The 19,468-nt window shown below is 68.3% G+C and carries 18 protein-coding genes; 15 read left to right on the top strand and 3 right to left on the bottom strand.

The genetic code is table 11. The features are described from left to right. Positions 1–244 precede the first annotated feature (244 nt). The 3 genes from OHB12_RS11195 to OHB12_RS11185 all read left to right on the top strand — a co-directional run bounded on the left by OHB12_RS11195 (position 245) and on the right by OHB12_RS11185 (position 2,504). The gene (locus OHB12_RS11195; RefSeq protein ID WP_327118716.1) at positions 245–1,489 is read left to right on the top strand and encodes a bifunctional 3,4-dihydroxy-2-butanone-4-phosphate synthase/GTP cyclohydrolase II; all 1,245 of its coding nucleotides are present in this window, start codon (positions 245–247) and stop codon (positions 1,487–1,489) included. A 31-nt stretch (positions 1,490–1,520) separates the two neighbouring features. Beyond that, a complete protein-coding gene (gene ribH / locus OHB12_RS11190) occupies positions 1,521–2,000 on the top strand; it encodes a 6,7-dimethyl-8-ribityllumazine synthase (RefSeq protein ID WP_327118714.1) in 480 nt (159 codons plus the stop codon). Between the two features lie 81 nt (positions 2,001–2,081). Continuing rightward, positions 2,082–2,504 carry a PH domain-containing protein gene (locus tag OHB12_RS11185; protein WP_442800012.1) on the top strand — a complete coding sequence of 141 codons (423 nt, stop codon included), beginning with the start codon at positions 2,082–2,084 and terminating at the stop codon, positions 2,502–2,504. Between the two features lie 164 nt (positions 2,505–2,668). Here the strand turns inward: OHB12_RS11185 and OHB12_RS11180 are convergent, their stop codons facing one another. After that, complete coding sequence (locus OHB12_RS11180; protein ID WP_442800011.1) at positions 2,669–4,621, bottom strand: gamma-glutamyltransferase family protein; 1,953 nt, start codon at positions 4,619–4,621, stop codon at positions 2,669–2,671. A gap of 159 nt (positions 4,622–4,780) precedes the next feature. Between OHB12_RS11180 and OHB12_RS11175 the strand changes: the two genes are divergently transcribed. The 9 genes from OHB12_RS11175 (at position 4,781) to tpiA (ending at position 14,398) form a co-directional block, all read left to right on the top strand. Further along, on the top strand, positions 4,781–5,470 hold the full coding sequence (locus tag OHB12_RS11175; protein ID WP_327118710.1) for an HAD family hydrolase: 690 nt from the start codon (positions 4,781–4,783) through the stop codon (positions 5,468–5,470). 195 nt (positions 5,471–5,665) lie between these two features. Next, positions 5,666–6,040, top strand: coding sequence for a hypothetical protein (locus OHB12_RS11170; RefSeq protein ID WP_327118708.1), 375 nt, complete (start codon positions 5,666–5,668; stop codon positions 6,038–6,040). 56 nt (positions 6,041–6,096) lie between these two features. Next, the gene (gene uvrC, locus OHB12_RS11165; RefSeq protein WP_327118706.1) at positions 6,097–8,106 is read left to right on the top strand and encodes an excinuclease ABC subunit UvrC; all 2,010 of its coding nucleotides are present in this window, start codon (positions 6,097–6,099) and stop codon (positions 8,104–8,106) included. A 112-nt stretch (positions 8,107–8,218) separates the two neighbouring features. Continuing rightward, complete coding sequence (rapZ, locus tag OHB12_RS11160; RefSeq protein ID WP_327118704.1) at positions 8,219–9,199, top strand: RNase adapter RapZ; 981 nt, start codon at positions 8,219–8,221, stop codon at positions 9,197–9,199. Next, positions 9,196–10,242: a gluconeogenesis factor YvcK family protein gene (locus tag OHB12_RS11155; RefSeq protein WP_327118702.1), complete on the top strand. Its 1,047-nt coding sequence runs from the start codon at positions 9,196–9,198 to the stop codon at positions 10,240–10,242. Before rapZ ends, OHB12_RS11155 begins: the two co-directional genes overlap by 4 nt. Next, positions 10,239–11,216: a DNA-binding protein WhiA gene (whiA, locus tag OHB12_RS11150; protein ID WP_327121015.1), complete on the top strand. Its 978-nt coding sequence runs from the start codon at positions 10,239–10,241 to the stop codon at positions 11,214–11,216. The genes OHB12_RS11155 and whiA overlap by 4 nt, the downstream gene beginning before the upstream one ends. Before the next feature lie 154 nt (positions 11,217–11,370). Continuing rightward, entirely contained in the window at positions 11,371–12,390 is a 1,020-nt protein-coding gene (gene gap / locus OHB12_RS11145; protein WP_327118700.1) for a type I glyceraldehyde-3-phosphate dehydrogenase, read from the top strand. A 5-nt stretch (positions 12,391–12,395) separates the two neighbouring features. Beyond that, positions 12,396–13,610, top strand: coding sequence for a phosphoglycerate kinase (locus OHB12_RS11140; protein WP_327118698.1), 1,215 nt, complete (start codon positions 12,396–12,398; stop codon positions 13,608–13,610). A gap of 2 nt (positions 13,611–13,612) precedes the next feature. Next, positions 13,613–14,398, top strand: coding sequence for a triose-phosphate isomerase (tpiA, locus tag OHB12_RS11135; RefSeq protein WP_327118696.1), 786 nt, complete (start codon positions 13,613–13,615; stop codon positions 14,396–14,398). Between the two features lie 243 nt (positions 14,399–14,641). Here tpiA and OHB12_RS11130 read toward each other — a convergent pair whose 3' ends face one another. Next, entirely contained in the window at positions 14,642–15,424 is a 783-nt protein-coding gene (locus tag OHB12_RS11130; RefSeq protein ID WP_327118694.1) for an META domain-containing protein, read from the bottom strand. Positions 15,425–15,680: 256 nt separating this feature from the next. Between OHB12_RS11130 and OHB12_RS11125 the strand changes: the two genes are divergently transcribed. The 3 genes from OHB12_RS11125 to secG all read left to right on the top strand — a co-directional run bounded on the left by OHB12_RS11125 (position 15,681) and on the right by secG (position 18,542). Then, positions 15,681–16,625, top strand: coding sequence for a DMT family transporter (locus OHB12_RS11125; protein ID WP_327118692.1), 945 nt, complete (start codon positions 15,681–15,683; stop codon positions 16,623–16,625). 10 nt (positions 16,626–16,635) lie between these two features. After that, on the top strand, positions 16,636–18,237 hold the full coding sequence (locus OHB12_RS11120; protein WP_327118690.1) for an MFS transporter: 1,602 nt from the start codon (positions 16,636–16,638) through the stop codon (positions 18,235–18,237). A 71-nt stretch (positions 18,238–18,308) separates the two neighbouring features. Then, positions 18,309–18,542: a preprotein translocase subunit SecG gene (gene secG / locus OHB12_RS11115; RefSeq protein WP_327118689.1), complete on the top strand. Its 234-nt coding sequence runs from the start codon at positions 18,309–18,311 to the stop codon at positions 18,540–18,542. Positions 18,543–18,575: 33 nt separating this feature from the next. Here the strand turns inward: secG and OHB12_RS11110 are convergent, their stop codons facing one another. Continuing rightward, entirely contained in the window at positions 18,576–19,424 is an 849-nt protein-coding gene (locus tag OHB12_RS11110) for an SDR family NAD(P)-dependent oxidoreductase (RefSeq protein WP_327118688.1), read from the bottom strand. Between the last annotated feature and the right edge of the window lie 44 nt (positions 19,425–19,468).

Below are 19,468 nucleotides of genomic sequence, written 5' to 3'. Positions count from 1 at the left end.
CGCTCCGAAACAATTCCGAACAGCTCAGTCACCGCACTCCCCGCCCCGCCGAGGTGCGAGTCTTACGAGCGCCGTTCGCGGCCCGGCTCGTGTCCGAGTGGGCGAAGCGCATGCGACGCAGTCGCGAGTCTCGCCCGCTCGGACACGAGCCAAGAGGGGGCCGCGAACACGCAGCGCCGCAGGCGCTGCAAATTGAACACAGTACTGTGGTGAGGCACCTATTTCGAGATGGAGCGCAGCAGACGTGACCAGGTTCGACAGCATCGAGCGCGCAGTCGCCGACATCGCCGCCGGTAAGGCGGTCGTCGTCGTTGATGACGAGGACCGCGAGAACGAGGGCGACCTCATCTTCGCGGCGGAGAAGGCCACCCCGGAGCTGGTCGCCTTCATGATCCGCTACACCTCTGGGTACATCTGCGTGCCGCTCACCGGGGATGACTGTGATCGCCTCGGCCTTCCGCCGATGTACGCGATGAACCAGGACAAGCACGGCACCGCTTACACCGTCTCGGTGGACGCGCGCGAGGGCGTCACCACCGGCATCTCGGGGGCTGACCGGGCCACCACCATGCGGCTGCTCGCCGACGCCGATGCGAAGGCCGACGACTTCACCAGGCCCGGCCACGTGGTGCCGTTGCGCGCCAAGGACGGTGGCGTGCTGCGCCGTCCCGGCCACACCGAGGCGGCCGTCGACCTCGCCAGGATGGCAGGACTGCGGCCCTCGGGTGTGATTTGCGAGATCGTCAGCCAGAAGGACGAGGGCCACATGGCCCGCACCGAGGAGTTACGCGTTTTCGCCGACGAGCACGAGCTCGCGCTGATCTCCATCGCCGACATGATCGCGTGGCGGCGCAAGCACGAGAAGCACGTGGTGCGGGTCGCGGAGGCGCGTATCCCCACGTCGCACGGCGAGTTCATGGCTGTCGGCTACCAGAGCATCTACGACGAGGTCGAGCACGTCGCGCTGGTGCGTGGCGATATCAGCGACGGTGAGGACGTGCTGGTGCGCGTGCACTCGGAGTGCCTCACCGGTGATGTGTTCGGGTCGCTGCGCTGTGACTGTGGCCCGCAACTGGACGCCGCGCTGGAGATGGTCGCTGCCGAGGGCCGCGGCGTTGTGCTGTACATGCGCGGTCACGAAGGGCGCGGTATCGGCCTGATGCACAAGCTGCAGGCCTACCAGCTGCAGGATTCCGGCCACGACACGGTCGACGCGAACCTGGAGCTCGGCCTGCCCGCCGATGCCCGCGACTACGGCACCGGTGCCCAGATTTTGGTGGATCTCGGTCTCCGCTCGATGCGTTTGCTCACCAACAACCCGGCCAAGCGTGTCGGTCTGGACGGCTATGGCCTGCGGATCACCGATCGGGTGCCGATGCCGTTGCGCGCCAACGCGGAGAACCTCCGTTACCTGCGAACAAAGCGTGACCGGATGGGCCACGACCTGATCGGGCTCGACGAGCTCGATCTCGGCGAGACGGCACACTGAACTCCGAGCAGACCCGGAAAGGCGGACATCGATGAGCGGTACCGGCGTACCGACTTTCGCGCTCGAGGATGCCAAGGACCTCACCTTGGGCATCGTCGCGTCGCGCTGGCACACCCAGATCTGCGACACGCTGCTCGCGAACGCGGAGCGGGTGGCCAAGGACGCCGGCGTGCTCCGGATCACGGTGGTGCGCTGCGCGGGCGCGATGGAGCTACCGGTGGTGGCTCAGGAGCTCGCCAAGGCGCACGACGCGGTAGTCGCGCTCGGTGTGGTGATCCGGGGTGATACACCGCATTTCGAGTACGTCTGCGATGCGGTGACCGCAGGGCTCACCCGGGTCTCGCTGGACGAGGGTACGCCCGTCGCGAACGGGGTGCTCACCACCAACAACGAGCGGCAGGCGCTGGATCGGGCCGGGCTGCCGGATTCGCACGAGAACAAGGGTGAGCAGGCGGCCGCCGCGGCGTTGGATGCCGCGCTGACGCTGCGGGCCCTGCGGCAGTCCGCGTAGCCGATGCCGGTCGTTCGTATTTTCCGGAGGAACGTCGGCTCGGCCGCGGCGGGGAGCGATTCGCCGGACTGGGATTTCGAGGTGCGTCCGCGGCGCGCGGTGCGGACGGCCTGGGTTGTGGCGGTCCTGGTCGCGGCAGGGTTCACCGCGGGTGGTATCTGGTTGCGCAGCGGGTCGACCGGCGTGAATTTCCGGGTCGCCGACCAGGTCGCGATGATCGGGATCGGCCTGCTCGGTGCGGCGGCGGTGCTGCTGCTGACCAGGCCGAGGGTGCGGGTGGGGGCGCGCGGCATGTCTGTACGGAATATTCTGGGCGACAACGATTTTGGGTGGGATCACATCCGTGGCGTGTCGTTCCCGGACCGGAAGTCCTGGGCGCGCCTGGAGTTGGTCGACGACGACTACGTCCCGATGCTGGCGATTCGCTCCAATGACAAGGAGCATGCCGCGCAGGCGATGGCCCGGCTGCGCGAACTCGGCGCGAAATACTCCGGGAACAACTGATCGGCCCGCGCCGGGCACAGATGTGCCGCCTCGCTGTTCTGGGATTCCCCCATGGCCTCCCCAAGGAAGAAAGAACGGCTGGTTGAGCTGGCAAGCCTATGGAGGGTTGACCATGGCCCGCAGGTTGGAAGTCACCGCGCGGGCCATGGGGCGATGAAAGCTGTTCAGCGGGTGTCGCCGAGGACCGCGCCCTCGCGACGGGGGTCGGCGCCGCCGATCCAGCTGTCGGCGCCGTCGCGTTCGAGAGCGCTGAGACCGCTGGTCTGTGGCGCGACCGAGACTTGATGGCCGAGTTCACGGAGCCGGAGTACGAGCGGGTCGCGTTCGCCGTTGTCGGTCGCGTTGACCGCGGGGTGCTCGCCGCCGACGCCGGTGGTCGGGCTGTTCGCCGCGCCGAAGGCGACCGCGGAGACCGCCTGCTGCGGGTCCAAGCCCCAATCGAACATATTGACCAGGGTTTTCACCACATATTGGATGATCACCGAGCCACCGGGGGAGCCTGCGACGTGGGTCAGCTCGCCGCGCGAGCCGTCGGCGGTTTTGTCGAACACCAGTGTCGGGCTCATCGAGCTGCGCGGACGTTTGCCCGGCTGGACGCGGTTGGCCACCGGCACGCCGTCGGTGCCCAGCGGGTCGGCGTTGAAGTCGGTGAGCTGATTGTTCAGCACGAAGCCGTCGACCAGGTGGAACGAACCGAACGCCGACTCTACCGTGGTGGTCATGGCCGCGGCATTGCCGTATTTGTCGACCACTGAAATGTGGCTGGTGCCGTGCTCGGGCGGCTGCGGGCTGATGCCGACCGGAACGGGGCCGAAGTCGCCGGGCTGCGCGGTGCCCATGCTACGGTTCGGGTTGATCAGCCCGGTGCGCTGCTTCAGGTAGTCCTTGTTCAGCAGGGTCTGAGCCGAATTACCGGGTAGTGGGATGAAGTCCGTGTCGGCCACGTACTTGTTACGGTCGGCGTATGCGAGTCGCTCGGCCTCCGAGATGAGGTGCACTGCCTGGGCGTTCGGCTTTCCGCCGTTGCGGTCGATGTCGTCCGGCCGCATGGCGGCCAGGTCGAAGTTCTCCAGAATGCCGAGCGTGGCAGCGACTGCGATCCCGCCGGAGGAGGGGCTCGGCATGCCACAGATCTCGTGCGTGCGGTAGCCGGTGCACAGCGCGGTGCGCTTCTTGGCCTGGTAACCGGCCAGGTCCCCGGTCGAGATCAGGCTCGGGGTGCGCCCGCCGGAGGACCGGCCCGCGGCGTCGACGATGTCACGGGCGATCGCGCCGGTGTAGAAGGCCTGCGCGCCGTCGGCGGCGATAGCGCCGAGCGTTTTCGCCATGGCCGGGTTGGTGAGCACGGTGTCGGCGGGCTTGGGGCTTCCGTCAGGGTTGAGGAAATATGCCCTGGCGTCCTCGTCGACGGCGAGGTCCTTCGCCGACTCCGCGATCTGCCCCGCAAGGCGGGGACTGATCGGGAATCCGCGATCGGCCAGCCCGATGGCCGGATCGAAGAGGTCGCGCCATCCGCTCTTGCCGTGGTCGTTGTGCACCATTTCCAGCATGCGCAGCACGCCGGGCACTCCGATGGACCGACCGCTGGCACGTGCGTTCGGCTTGGGCTCGGCCCGATCGGTGTCGCCGACCCAGCGCAGGTAGTTCTCGGTCGCTGCGGAGGGGGCGATCTCGCGGCCGTCGTAGGCGTCCACGGATTTCGTGTTCGCGTCGTAGTAGAGCAGGAACGCGCCGCCGCCGATGCCGGACGCCTGCGGTTCGACCAGTCCGAGCACCGTCTGCGCCGCGACCAGTGCGTCCGCCGCGGTGCCACCGTCGCGCAGCACCTCGCAGGCGGCCTTCGTCGACACCGGGTTCGCGGTCGACACCGCGAAGCTGTGCGTGCGCACCGGCGTCATGCCGGAGCGGTACCCGCTCGCGATCTCCGGATTCGTGCTCAGATCCTGGGTGCCGCGGCCCGCCGGACCCGCCGAGGCCGCCGCGACCGGCGTGCCGTTCGGGACCGTCGCGCACATGCCACCAGCGCTGTCCTCGTCGGACGAACAGGCCGTGGCCATTCCCACGGTGAGCGCCAACGCCGCCACAGCGCCGACCCACGTTCCTCGCTTGCGCCTCATGCCCGGACTCTATCGTCCGGCACCGACTCGCGCGACTTTCTCCGACCACCCACGAAATCGCGCTGGCCGCAGCAGGTATCGCCAGTCGGCGCCGTCGAATCGTCTGCTGCGGCGCTCGCGACCATGCGGGCTCGGCTGGTCCGTCGGTAGGCTGGCGCGGTGACGATCGACGCCGTGTTGTTCGACTTCTCCGGGACCCTGTTTCGTCTGGAGGAGGACGAAACCTGGTACGGAGATCTGACCTGGCCCGACGGCCGGGCGTTCGACGTGCACGAGAAGGCCGAGATCATGCGACGGATGACGGCGCCGGTCGGACAGATCGTCGGGTTCGACGCGGAGAAGCAGTACGCGTGGGACAACCGTGACCTCGACCCCGTGCTGCACCGCGTCGCCATGCTGGAGGTGTTGCGGAAATCGGGCGTGCCGACCGACGAGGACGCCGAGCGGCTCTACGCCCGGCTCGTCGACCCGATGCAGTGGACGCCTTACCCTGACACGGTCACCGTTTTGGAACTTCTTGCGGCACAAGGTGTCCCGGTCGCCGTCGTGAGCAATATCCCGTTCGACATCCGTCCCTCGTTCGCCGCGCGCGGCTGGGACCGGTCCATCCAGGCGTTCACACTGTCCTACGAGGTGGGCGCCATGAAGCCGGATCCGGCGATCTTCCGCTCCGCCCTCGACGAACTCGGCGTGCCCGCCGGCGCGACGCTGATGGTCGGCGACAGCGCCGAGGCCGATGGCGGCGCGACGGCGCTCGGCTGTCGATTCGCTCAGGTCGAACCCCTCCCCATCACCGAGCGCCCGGAGGCCTTGCTGGCGGCCCTCCGCGGGCACGGCCTCGCGGAGTAGACGACCGCTCGGCGGGCGGTCACCGTCCAGGCCTACCACGCGCGTTTGCCGAAGTCCGAGTTGTCCGGGTCGGTGTCGTGTTAGCGTGCGGCTCGGCGTGTTCTTCGGGTGTGTCAATTCGTTCAGTGGAACGGGGGTACGTCTGTGGATTCGGCGTATTCGGGTGAGGATCCGGTCGTTGCCGTGCAAACGGGTATGCCGGACGCGGTTCAGGATGTGCGGGAGGCCGTCTGGGGGATGGTGGGGTTCGCGATCGCCTATCCAGTCATCATGGGCGTGACGCGCGGTGCCGAAGCCGCCGCGGCGGCTTCGTCCCAGTTCTGCGTCGCCTGGGCGCTCGGCCTGCTCGTTTTCGGATTCGCCGAAGGCGCGCGCGCCGTGCGCACACTCGCGCTGATTCTGGCGATCGGGCAGGCCGTCCTCGGGTGTCGTGCGATCGGCGACCTCGCGATCGTCCCGCCCGCGGTCGGCGTTCTCGCCGCCTGCTACTCGCTCGGCACGACGGCGGCTGTGGTCCACCTGCTGCGGCGGCCGGACGCGAAGGCCTGGTTCGGCGTCCTGGCGTCCTGACCGCGGCCTCCGCGGAGCCGTGCCGGGCTGTCGGACCCGGTGGATAGGCTTGACACGTGGCAGATCCAGCGACGTACCGGCCCGCGCCGGGCACGATCCCCGTCGAACCCGGTGTCTACAAGTTCCGGGATGCCCATCGGCAGGTCATCTACGTAGGCAAGGCAAAGAGCCTGCGCAGCAGGCTGAACTCGTACTTCGCCGACGTCGCCGGTCTGCATCCGCGTACGCGGCAGATGGTCACCACGGCCGCGGGCGTCGAGTGGACGGTCGTCTCCACGGAGGTGGAGGCGCTGCAGCTGGAGTACAACTGGATCAAGGAGTTCGATCCGCGCTTCAACGTCCGCTACCGAGACGACAAGTCGTATCCGGTACTCGCGGTCACTCTCGATGAGGAGTACCCGCGGCTGTTCGTCTACCGCGGAGCGCGCCGCAAGGGCGTCCGGTACTTCGGCCCGTACGCGCACGCGTGGGCGATCCGTGAGACCCTCGATCTGCTTCTGCGGGTGTTCCCCGCGCGCACCTGTTCCAACGGAGTCTTCAAGCGGCACAGCCAGATCGGGCGTCCCTGCCTGCTCGGGTACATCGACAAGTGCTCGGCGCCGTGCGTCGGCCGGGTGAGCGCCGACGAGCACCGCGGGATCGTCGAGGATTTCTGCGACTTCCTCGCCGGCCGGACCGACCGTATGGTCCGGGAGCTCGAGCGCCGCATGCACGCCGCCGCCGAGGACCTGGACTTCGAGACCGCCGCCCGGCTGCGCGACGATATCCAGGCGCTGCGCCGTGCGTTGGAGAAGCAGGCCGTGGTGCTCGGCACCGGCACCGACGCCGACGTGATCGCCTTCGCTACCGACGAGCTGGAGGCGGCGGTGCAGATCTTCCACGTTCGCGACGGTCGCGTGCGCGGCCAGCGCGGCTGGGTGGTCGACAAGTCGGGCGATGCCGTCGACACTCCCGAAGCGGGCGGCGAACTGGCCGCCCTGGTCGAGCAGTTCCTCACCCAGTTCTACGGCGAGCAGGTCACCGTGGCCGAACAGGCGACCGACGAGCAGCCCGCCACCGTGGTGCCGCGCGAGGTGCTCGTCCCCGAGTTGCCCGCCGACGTAGAACAGGTCCAGCAGTGGCTGTCGGACCTGCGCGGTTCGGCGGTGCGACTGCGGGTACCGCAGCGCGGCGACAAGAAGGCCCTCGCCGAGACCGTACAGCGCAACGCGATGGAAGCGCTTGCCCAGCACAAGCTCAAGCGCGCGGGCGATCTGACCTCGAGATCGCAAGCTCTGCAGGACATCCAGGACGCGCTGGAGCTCGACAGCGCCCCGCTGCGCATCGAGTGCGTGGACATCAGCCACGTGCAGGGCACCGACGTGGTGGCCTCGCTGGTGGTGTTCGAGGACGGTCTGCCGCGCAAATCCGAGTACCGGCACTACGCGATCAAGGAGGCCGCGGGCGACGGCCGCTCCGACGACGTCGCCAGCATCGCCGAGGTGACCCGCCGCCGGTTTCTGAAGCTGCGCCGCGAACGCGACCTGATGGAACAGGAGGACTTGGCCGCCATCGGAAGCGACGACGACACATCGGAACTCGTCTCCCGCCCGGGCATAGACCCATACACCGGGCGTCCGCGCAAGTTCGCCTATCCGCCCAACCTGTATGTGGTCGACGGCGGCGCGCCTCAGGTCGCGGCCGCCGCCGAGGTGCTCGACGAACTCGGCATCACCGACGTCGCGGTGATCGGCCTGGCCAAACGCCTCGAAGAGGTGTGGGTGCCGGGGGAGAGCGAGCCGGTGATCATGCCGCGCAACAGCGAGGCACTGTACTTGCTGCAGCGGGTCCGAGACGAGGCACATCGCTTCGCGATCACTTTCCACCGCAGCAAACGCTCGCGTCGGATGACGGCGTCGGCGTTGGACTCGGTGCCCGGCCTCGGCACGGCACGCCGGACCGCACTGGTCACCCATTTCGGGTCGGTAGCCAAGCTGAAGCAGGCCACGGTCGAGCAGATCACCGAGGTGCCCGGCATCGGGCTGGCAACCGCGAAGGCGGTCCTCGCCGCACTAGAGGCGGAATAGTCGCTGACAGCGCACCGGAAGTTTTGGTTTCGCGTACGTTATGGGTCTGTGCCCGATACCGAAACCGGTGCGGGATGATCGGAAGGCACCCGAGAGACGGATCCGGTAGGACATGACACGCGTCGAATCGAACAGCAGTGGGGGCGGTCCGCCGACGAGCGGAGGGCGAGCGGGCTTGTCCGGCGCCCTCGCCGGAGCGCATCCACAGGTCGAGGTCGTGATCGTGACCGGGCTCTCCGGCGCGGGCCGTGGCACCGCCGCTCGCGTACTCGAGGACCTCGGCTGGTATGTCGCGGACAATCTGCCGCCTGAGCTGTTCGGCCGGATGGTCGAGTTGGGCGCCTCCGCGACGCCGCCGATCCGTCGCCTTGCCTTGGTCATGGATGTGCGCAGCCGGTTCTTCACCGGCGATCTCTCGGCGGTCACCGAACAGTTGCGGACGCTCGGTGTCGGCACCAGGGTCCTGTTCCTGGAGGCCTCCGACGACGTGCTCATCCGCCGCTTCGGATTCGCCCGCCGCCGTCATCCGCTGCAGAGCGAGAGCAAGGACGGCACGTTGTCGGCAGGTATCGCCGCCGAGCGGGTGCGCCTGTCGGCCGTGAAAACCGCCGCGGATCTGGTCATCGACACCACCGAGCTGTCGATCCATCAGCTGCACCGCAAGCTGGAGGAGGCGTACGGGGGTGGCGCGCCCAGCGCGCTGCAACTCACCGTGCAGTCCTTCGGCTTCAAGTATGGGGTTCCCCTCGACGCTGACATCGTGTTGGATGTGCGTTTTCTACCTAATCCACATTGGATACCGGAATTGCGGGAACATACCGGTCAGGAGGCGGTGGTCAGCGAGTACGTATTGTCGCGCTCCGGCGCGGATGATTACCTGCGTACCTGTCACCACCTGGTCGATCTGACCACGAACGGTTACCGCCAAGAGGGGAAGCGATATATGACCGTGGCAGTGGGCTGTACCGGAGGCAAACACCGAAGCGTCGCGATAGCCGAGGCACTGGGCGAGCTGATCAGCGAGGTCCCCGGCGGGTCGGAGGGATCCGCCGACGTGGTGCGCGTCGTGCACCGGGATCTGGGGCGCGAATGACCGGTTGGGAATCCAATCCCAGCATCGTCGCGCTGGGTGGCGGACACGGCCTGTACGCGACACTGACCGCGGTGCGACGGCTGACCAGGAAGATCTGCGCGGTGGTGACCGTCGCGGACGACGGCGGCTCGTCCGGGCGGCTACGCGCCGAATTGGGGGTGCTGCCGCCGGGGGATCTTCGCATGGCGTTGGCCGCTCTCGCCGCGGACGCCGACGGGGTGTGGACGCAGACCGTTCAGCACCGTTTCGGCGGCACAGGCGCGTTGGCCGGGCACTCTGTCGGCAATCTCATCGTGGCCGGGCTGACCGAGGTGCTCGGCGATCCGGTAGCCGCGCTCGACGAGGTCGCCAAAATGTTGCGTGTCACCGGGAGGGTGCTTCCGATGTCGCCGATCGCGCTCGACATCGAGGCGGATGTGTCTGGGCTGGAAGCTGATCCGCGGGTGAGCCGCTGCATTCGCGGCCAGGTTGCCATCGCCACCACGCCGGGTAAGGTGCGGCGGGTGCGGTTGATTCCGTCCGATCCGCCGGCCAGTCCCGAGGCGACATCGGCGATCGAACACGCCGATGTCGTCGTGCTCGGTCCCGGTTCGTGGTTCACCAGCGTCATTCCGCACGTCCTCGTGCCTGAGCTGCGGGAAGCCCTGGTGTACACCAGGGCGCGGAAGGTCTTGGTGCTCAATCTCGCTGCCGAGCCGGGGGAGACTGCGGGCTTCTCCGCCGAGCGGCATCTGCACGTATTGTCTCAGCACGCCCCGGAATTCGTGGTCGACGATGTACTGGTCGATTCCGGGTCGGTGCCAGAGGGGCGCGAGCGAGAACATGTGGCCAGGGCTGCGGAACAGTTGCGGGCACGAGTAACCTTCTCCGATGTCGCCGAAGCGGGGACGGCCCGGCATCACCCCGGAAAGCTCGCCGCCGCACTGGATCAAGTGATCCGGCAACCTCGGCCGCAAATGGCAGGGCTTCGAGTCGAGGGACGGCACATGGGTCAGGATGTGCGTTCCGGGTTGGGTGGAAAGGAGCGCGTCCCGTGGCGATGACAGCCGATGTGAAAGATGAGCTGAGTAGGCTCGTAGTGTCGCAAGTGAGTTCCCGCAGGGCGGAGTTGTCCGCGCTGCTGCGCTTTGCCGGCGGCCTACACATCGTCGGCGGCCGGGTGATCGTCGAGGCCGAGGTGGACATGGGCTCCATCGCGCGCAGGCTGCGCCGGGAGATCTTCGAGCTCTACGGCTACGGCTCCGACGTGCATGTGCTCGGCGCGGGTGGTCTGCGCAAGACCTCACGGTATGTGGTGCGCGTGTCCAAGGAGGGCGAGGCGCTGGCCAGGCAGACCGGCCTGCTCGACGTGCGCGGTCGTCCTGTGCGTGGTCTGCCCGCGCAGGTGGTCGGCGGCAGCATCGCCGACGCCGAAGCCGCTTGGCGCGGAGCGTTTCTCGCGCACGGTTCGCTCACCGAACCGGGGCGTTCCTCGGCGCTGGAGGTCAGCTGCCCGGGGCCGGAGGCGGCGCTGGCGCTGGTCGGTGCCGCCCGGCGGCTCGGGATCGCGGCGAAGGCGCGCGAGGTGCGCGGCACCGACCGCGTCGTGGTGCGCGACGGCGAGGCGATCGGCGCGCTACTGACCAGGATGGGCGCGCATGGCACCCGGATGGTCTGGGAGGAGCGCAGGTTGCGCCGCGAGGTCCGCGCTACCGCGAACCGGCTGGCCAACTTCGACGACGCCAACTTGCGCCGCTCGGCGCGGGCCGCGGTCGCCGCGGCGGCCAGGGTGGAACGCGCGCTGGATATCCTCAGCGACGATGTGCCCGACCATCTCGCCGCCGCGGGCAAACTTCGCGTGCAGCACCGCCAGGCGTCGCTGGAGGAACTCGGCCAGCTCGCCGAACCGCCGATGACGAAAGACGCCGTTGCGGGCCGCATTCGGCGCCTGCTATCGATGGCCGACCGGCGCGCCAAAGAGCTCGGCGTGCCCGACACCGAATCAGCCGTCACGGCCGAGTTGCTCGACGACGCCTGAGCCCGCTGTCCCGGCGGCCATCCGCCGGGACAGCGCGGTTCTGACCAGGCATCCCGTCCGCACGAATGCCAGGTGCGTGTCGGTGAGGTAACGGCTGGGCATTAGGGTGAGTAGGGCATCGGAATGATCCGCCTGAAAGCTGAGGAGCGATAACGTGACTGTCCGGGTAGGCATCAACGGCTTCGGCCGTATCGGACGAAACTTCTTCCGGGCGGTGGAGGCGCAGAAGGCGCTCGGCACCACCGACATCGAGATCGTCGCGGTCAACGACCTCACCGACAACGCGACGCTCGCGACCCTGCTCAAGTACGACTCGATCCTCGGCCGGTTGCCGCAGGATGTCTCGCTCGACGGCGACGACACCATCGTGGTGGGCGACCAGCGGATCAAGGCGCTGGCCATCAAGGAAGGGCCCGCGGCGCTGCCGTGGGGCGATCTGGGCGTCGACGTGGTCGTCGAGTCCACCGGCATCTTCACCGATGCCACCAAGGCCAAGGGCCACCTCGCCGCCGGAGCGAAGAAGGTCGTGATCTCCGCCCCCGCCAAGGGCGAGGACATCACCATCGTGATGGGTGTCAACGACGACAAGTACGACGGCAGCCAGAACATAATCTCGAACGCCTCGTGCACCACCAACTGCCTCGGCCCGCTGGCCAAGGTGCTCAACGACGAGTTCGGCATCGAGCGCGGCCTGATGACGACGATTCATGCCTACACCCAGGACCAGAACCTGCAGGACGGCCCGCACAGCGACCTGCGTCGCGCCCGCGCCGCCGCGCTGAACATCGTGCCCACCGGCACCGGCGCAGCCAAAGCGATCGGCCTGGTGCTGCCCGAACTGCAGGGCAAGCTGGACGGCTACGCGCTGCGCGTGCCGGTTCCGACGGGTTCGGTCACCGACCTGACCGCCACCCTGCGCAAGTCCGCCACAATCGACGAGGTCAACGCCGCGTACCGGGCCGCCGCCGAGGGCCCGCTGAAGGGCATTCTGAAGTACAACACGGACCCGATCGTCTCCAGCGACATCGTCACCGACCCGGCGTCATCGATCTATGACGCGCCGCTCACCAAGGTGATCGACAACCAGGTGAAGGTCGTCTCCTGGTACGACAACGAGTGGGGCTACTCCAACCGTCTCGCCGATCTCATCGGCCTCGTCGGCAAGTCGCTCTGACGCGTATGGCTGTCAAGACACTCGCGGACCTGCTCGAAGAGGGTGTCGAGGGTCGGGGCGTGCTCGTGCGCTCCGATCTGAACGTCCCCCTCGACGACAACGGAAAGATCACCGATCCCGGCCGGATCGTCGCCTCGGTGCCGACTATCGAGGCCCTGGTGGCGGCGGGCGCCAAGGTCGTGGTGACCGCCCATCTCGGCCGCCCGAAGGGCGAGCCGGACCCGAAGCTGTCGCTGGCGCCGGTGGCCGCCAAGCTCGCCGAGGAGCTGGGCCGCAATGTCCAGCTGGCCGGTGACGTCGTGGGCCAGGACGCGCTCGCGCGGTCCGAGGGCCTCACCGACGGCGACGTGCTGCTGCTGGAGAACATCCGCTTCGACCCGCGCGAGACCAGCAAGGACGACGCTGAGCGCGGCAAGCTCGCCGCAGCGCTGGTCGAGCTGGTGGGCGATGACGGCGCGTTCGTCTCCGACGGCTTCGGTGTCGTGCACCGCAAGCAGGCATCGGTGTACGACGTGGCGAAGCTGCTGCCGCATTACGCGGGCACGCTGGTCGCCGCCGAGGTCGACATACTGGCCAGGCTGAGCGAGAATCCGGACCGGCCGTACGCGGTCGTGCTCGGCGGGTCCAAGGTCTCCGACAAGCTGGCCGTCATCGAGGCGCTGGCGCCGAAGGTCGACACCCTGGTGATCGGCGGCGGCATGTGCTTCACCTTCCTTGCCGCACAGGGTCTTTCGGTAGGCTCCTCGCTGCTGCAGGAGGAGATGGTGGACACCTGCAAGAACCTGCTCGAGCAGTACGCCGACGTCATCCACCTGCCGCGGGACATCGTGGTGGCCGACGCGTTCGCCGCCGACGCCGAGTCGAAGGTCGTGCCGGCACATGAGATCCCGGACGGCTGGATCGGTCTGGACGTTGGCCCGGAGTCGGTGGAGCGTTTCGCCGCGCTCCTGACCGAGGCGAGGACCGTCTTCTGGAACGGCCCGATGGGCGTGTTCGAGTTCGAGAAGTTCGCCGCGGGAACCCGCGGGGTCGCCGAGGCGATCGTGACCGCCACCGGCAAGGGCGCGTTCAGCGTAGTCGGCGGTGGCGACTCGGCCGCGGCCGTACGCGCGCTCGGGCTCCCGGAGGACGGCTTCTCGCATATCTCCACCGGCGGCGGCGCCTCGTTGGAATACCTGGAGGGCAAAGAACTCCCTGGCATCGCGGTGTTGGAGGACTGAGCATGGCACGCAAACCACTCATCGCCGGCAACTGGAAGATGAACCTCAACCACCTCGAGGCCATCGCTCTGGTGCAGAAGATCGCGTTCGCGCTGCCGGAGAAGTACTTCGACAAGGTAGATGTGGCGGTGATCCCGCCGTTCACCGACATCCGCAGCGTGCAAACGCTGGTCGACGGGGACAAGCTCCTGCTCACCTACGGCGCGCAGGATGTCTCGGTGCACGAATCGGGCGCCTACACCGGAGAGATCAGCGCGGCCATGCTCGCCAAGCTGGGCTGCGCCTTCGCCGTGGTCGGCCATTCGGAGCGGCGGCAGTACCACAACGAGGACGACGCCCTCGTGCTCGGCAAGACGAAGCAGGCGCTGAAGCACGGGATCACCCCGATCGTGTGCATCGGCGAGGGCCTGAACATCCGCGAGGCGCAGACGCACGTCGAGTACAACCTCGAGCAGCTGCGCGGTTCGCTGAAAGGCCTGACGGCGGAGCAGATCTCGAAGATCGTCATCGCCTACGAGCCGGTGTGGGCGATCGGCACCGGCAAGGTCGCCACCCCCGCCGACGCGCAGGAGGTCTGCGGCGCGATTCGCGGGGAGCTGGCGCGGCTGGCCTCGCCAGAGGTCGCCGCGGCGGTCCGCGTTCTCTACGGCGGCTCGGTGAACGCCAAGAACGTCGGAGAGTTGGTCGCCCAGACCGACATCGACGGCGCCTTGGTCGGCGGCGCGTCGCTCAAGGGCGACGAGTTCGCCACCCTCTCCGCGATCGCCGCGGGCGGCCCCCTGCCCTGATCTCGTCGAGGAACAACGCGCGACAGCCCGGTATCGCTCCTGCGATACCGGGCTGGTCGGGTTCTCGCAGACAGACAACCGCTACGAGTGGTCGACAGCGTGACCCGATGACGATGCGCGCGGCGATCTGGCTGGAGTCGGCCGGTCGGGTGGTCATGGAGATCTTCTTCGCGCCGCAGGGGGAGTAGGAACAGATCGCCGATCGCGTGGTGCTCACCCGGCAGAAGTAGGAGCTACCGGCGCTTACTGTGCGTGCAGCGTGAGACCGCTGCCGTTCTCGTTGCGCAGGGTCAGGGTGTCGGCGTCCACCGTGGCGGTGGTCTTGCCGTCCAACGCTTTCAGGACCGCCTGTTCGACCTCCATCACCTCCGGGGAGCACAGTATTTTGGTGGTGGCGATCCGGAATGTGATCTCCGAGCCCGACACGTGGGCGCTGCCGGTCATGCGATTACACCCTGTCCAGCCGGAGACGCCACTGTCCGCGGCGATGGTGAGGGCCGGTTTCGTCTCGTCGATGGTTTGCGAGCGGATTTGGGCATCAGGGGTGATGAGCGCGGTGACGAGCCACGGTGTCCCCTGCACGGGCTTGTCGGGTCGAGCGACTTTCTTGTCGATCATGGTGACGGTGCGGTTGTCGCTGTGCAGGGTGAGCTTCGCGTCGTCGAGCCGCCAGCTGGGGTCGGAATTCAGCAGGCCGCTGAGCCACTCGTCGGCGCCCTGACGATCGCCGCCGCAGGCCATCAAGGTGCCGGCCAGGCCGGAGACGCGCACGGTGTGGTCGTCGAGTGAGACCGCGCCGGTGTACTTGTTGCAGCCCGCGTCGGCGGAGACGCGGCCGTCGGTGAAGGTGACCGTGAGCGGGCCGCCGCCAGGGATCGGCGTCCCCTCGACACCGGTGGAGAGAAAGGTGCGGCCGATCGGGCTCGGCTCGTCGGAGCTCTTGTCCGGGCCGCCGCTCGAGCATGCCGCGACCGCGCTGAGGGCGAGCAGGACCGCCGGACCGAGTCGCGCGAAGTGTGCCGCCATGGGGCGATGCTACCGACGACGCGGATCCCAGCCCGGCTGTTCACCGGTTGCCGGCGTGCCAAGCGCAGCATCGAAGAGCTGGCAAGTATTAGTATCTGTTCCGTGCACCGATGCTTCCCGATCACACCGCCGCCCACCTCCTGAGCGAGGTGTAGGTTTCCGGCGCGCCACCGGCAGGTGAGCGCGCTTATCGCATCGCTGTGCACCTCGCTTCCGCGACCACCTTCCCCCTCTCGTCGCAGGAGCGCGATCCTTCATGTCCACATCTGTGTCCACGGTCGGCCGTTCTGGGCTGGTCTACCTCGTCGGCGCCGGAATGCTTTGGGGCACCGGCGGTTTGCTCGGCACGCTGTTGTACCAGGCCACCGGCCTTTCCCCCGTTTCGGTAGCCACCTGCCGACTCGCCGTCGGCGGGCTGCTGTTAGTGGCGCTGCTGGCCACCACGAGGCGGCCCTGGCCACGAAACCCGTTGGCGTGGCGCAGAGTCGGCGCGGTCGCCGTGCTCGCGGCGACCTTTCAGGCGGCCTATTTCGGCGCTGTCGCGGCCTCCTCGGTCAGCCTGGCCACTCTGATCACCATCGGCATGTCGCCGGTGGTCGTCGCTGTGCTGGAACACCTCACCGGAAGGAACGCGGTGGACGGGCGTCGCGCCGTCACGATCGGCATCGCCCTGTGCGGTCTTGCGTTGCTGGTCGGTCTTCCCTCCGGTGGGGTCAGCGCGGGCGGCTTGCTTGCGGGCGCGGCGCTGGCGTCGGCGGCCGCGGCGGCGTTCGCGGCGGTCACCGTGATCAACGCGGTGCCGGTGCCGGGACTCGACGCGATGACCACTACGGGTCTCGGGTTCACCGGCGGCGCGCTGCTACTTGCCCCGCTCGCCGCGACTTCCGGCCTGGCGTTCGATCCGACGGCAGGCAGTATCGCGCTGGTCCTGGTGCTGGGTCTGGTGCCGACCGCGGTCGCGTACACGCTCTACTTCCGCGGGCTGTCGAACGCGGGGCCGGGGATCGCCGCGGTCCTCGCCCTGCTCGAACCGCTGACCGGCGCGGTGCTTGCCGCGGTGGTGCTCGGCGAACGGCTCACGGCGTCGGGGCTGGCAGGCGCCGCGCTGCTCGTCGTGGCGCTGCTCCGCGCCGCCACGCCCTCGCGGTCGACGGCGCGGGTTCCGGACACGGCGACGGGTCGGCGCTGGTCACGAGACTAAGCTTCGGCGAGTGAACGCTGCCGCAACGACTGCTCCAGGCTCTACCTGGGCGCCGATGCGTTCGCCGGTATACCGCGCGCTGTGGATCGCCCAGCTGGTGTCGAATCTCGGCACCTGGATGCAGACCGTCGGGGCGCAGTGGATCCTGGTCGACCAACCCAACGCCGCGGCGTTGGTGTCGTTCGTACAGACCGCCATCACGCTGCCGGTGATGCTGCTGGCTATCCCATCCGGGGTGATCGCCGACCTGGTGGATCGGCGCAGACTGCTGCTCGGCGCGCAGTCCACGATGGCGGTGCTCGCGACGATTCTCGCGGTCTCGACCGCGACTGGGCACACCACCCCGGGCGTGCTGTTGACCTTGTTGTTCCTGCTGGGCTGTGGGCAGGCGCTGACCGCGCCCGCGTGGCAGGCGATTCAGCCGGAACTGGTGTCGCGTGAGCAGATCCCGGCCGCCGCGGCGCTGGGCAGCATGAACATCAACATCGGAAGGGCGGTCGGCCCCGCGCTGGCCGGTGTGCTGGTCTCGCTGTCCGGGCCGACGCTGGTGTTCGCACTGAACGCGGTGTCGTTCGGCGGGATCGTCGCGGTCCTCACCGTCTGGCGCAGGCCGGCGAAGGATCGGCGACTGCCCACCGAACGTCCGCTCGCGGCGTTGCAGGCGGGCACCAGGTTCATCCGCGCCGCACCCGCGATCCGCCGGGTGCTGCTGCGCTCGATCCTGTTCATCGCGCCGGCCAGCGCGGTGTGGGCGCTGCTCCCGGTGATCGCGCGGGATCGGCTCGGGCTATCGTCCTCCGGCTACGGCCTGATGCTCGGCGCACTCGGGCTGGGCGCGGTGTTGGGTGCCGCCGCGTTGTCGCGACTGCGGAGTCTGCTGACTCCGACGCAGCGGCTGACCACGGCTGCGATCCTGTTCGGCCTCGCGACCGCGGGCACAGCGCTGCTGCGCGTGCTGCCCGCGGTGCTGGTGCTGCTGATCTTCGCCGGGCTTGCGTGGTTGCTGGCGATGTCCACGATGAACTCGACCATGCAGCTGCTTTTGCCCGCGTGGGTGCGTGCGCGCGGGCTCTCGGTGTACTTGCTGGTTTTCATGGGCGGTCAGGCGATGGGCTCGCTGGTCTGGGGCCTGGTCGCCAACGCGCTCGGGTCGGTGTCGGCACTGCTGTGGGCCGCGGCGCTCCTCGCGGTCTGTGCGCTGAGCACCCCGTGGTTACCGATTCGGCACAACGCCGAGGAGCTGGATCTGACCCCGGCGGCGTTCTGGCCGGAACCGCAGCTGGTCGTCGAACCCGATCCCGCCGACGGCCCGGTGCTGATCCTGCGCAGCTACGACGTGCCGCAGGAGAACGTCGAGGAATTCCTGGCCGCCATGGTTTTCGTCGGCCGGTCCAGGCAGCGCACCGGAGCTATGGAATGGCGTCTCTACCGTGACGTCGGGGTGCTCGACCGCTATGTGGAAGCGTTCGTCGTGCGGTCCTGGGCCGAGCACATGCACCAGCACCAGGTCCGGCTCACCGCACGGGACCAGCTGCGCGAGCAGGCCGTCGCGAAATTCACCACCGGTGACGACGACCAGGTCACCCACCTGGTCGCCGTCGACGCGCGCTAGCAGTACCGGCGGCGACGCGGCCGAGCGGTCCTGATTCGGTGGGATTCCGCCGACCGCATACACTGTCCGGCATGCGGATGTTCCTGGATATCCTCCTGATCATCACCAGCGTGCTGCTGGTGCTGCTGGTGCTGCTGCACCGCGCCAAGGGTGGAGGTTTGTCCAGCCTGTTCGGCGGCGGCGTGCAGTCCAGCCTGTCCGGCTCGACCGTCGTGGAGAAGAACCTCGACCGCATCACCATCTTCACCGGGGCGATCTGGCTCATCGCCATTCTCGGCATCGGCCTGGAGATCAAGTTCGCCTGACCAGGCCGGTCACCACATGTCGCCGCGGCGGATTCAGTCGATGCGGGGAACGCGTCCGTCGATGTCGGTGAAGCCGTAGACCACGGCGAGATCCGCCACCTGCCAGGGCAATCCGGTGCGTGCGCGTCGCCCGGCGTCGGTGGCCAGTGCGACGACCGCGCGGCCCGGGAAGCGGGGCGTCTCCGCCTCGGCGAGGTCGAACGTCCCTTCGCCGGGCAAGGTGACCAGTCGCTGCCCGGTTGCGTCGGCCGGAACCATCTGCAGCAGTTCGGTGTCCACGATCCCGGGCCACACCGAGACGACCGTCACGTCGGTGCCCGCGAGATTGTGCGCCATGTCGGCGGTGAGCCGGTCGAGCGCGGTCTTCGCTACGCCGTATACGGCATTGTGCATATACCTGCGTGCGCCCGGGGAGGAGATGTTGACGATCAACCCGCCCGACTCGATCAGCAGCGGCGCGGCGAAGAAGCTTGCCACGTAATGTGATCGGACGCCCACGTCGAAGCTCTCATCCCACGCCGCGGGCGGCACCTCCCAGAACGGCTTGCCGAGCCAGCGTGCCGCGGCAGGGGAGTTGTAGACGTTGTTCACCAGCACGTCCAGCCGGCCGTGCTCGGTGCGGATCCGCTCGAACAGCCGCTCGACCGCGTCATCGTCCCGGTGGTCACAGACGAACGGAATCCCGACCCCGCCCGCCGCGTCGATCTCGGCGGCGGTTTCGTGCACGGTGCCCGGTATGCGCCCCTTCGTCGCCGAGCGCCCGGTGACGAACACCGTCGCGCCCGCAGCGCCCAATTCCAGCGCGATGCCCTTGCCTATGCCGCGGCTGGCGCCGGTGACTACCGCGATCTTGCCTTCGAGCCCGTCGGGTATTCCGCTCACGGTCCAGGAACATTACCGCGAAACCAGAACGCGTTCTATGTTTT

Origin of the sequence: Nocardia sp. NBC_01730, from assembly GCF_035920445.1 — a bacterium.
In the GTDB taxonomy this organism is placed as follows: Bacteria; Actinomycetota; Actinomycetes; order Mycobacteriales; family Mycobacteriaceae; genus Nocardia.
The sequence above is the reverse complement of the archived record's forward strand: the minus strand, read 5'-3'. Positions and strand labels throughout refer to the sequence as shown.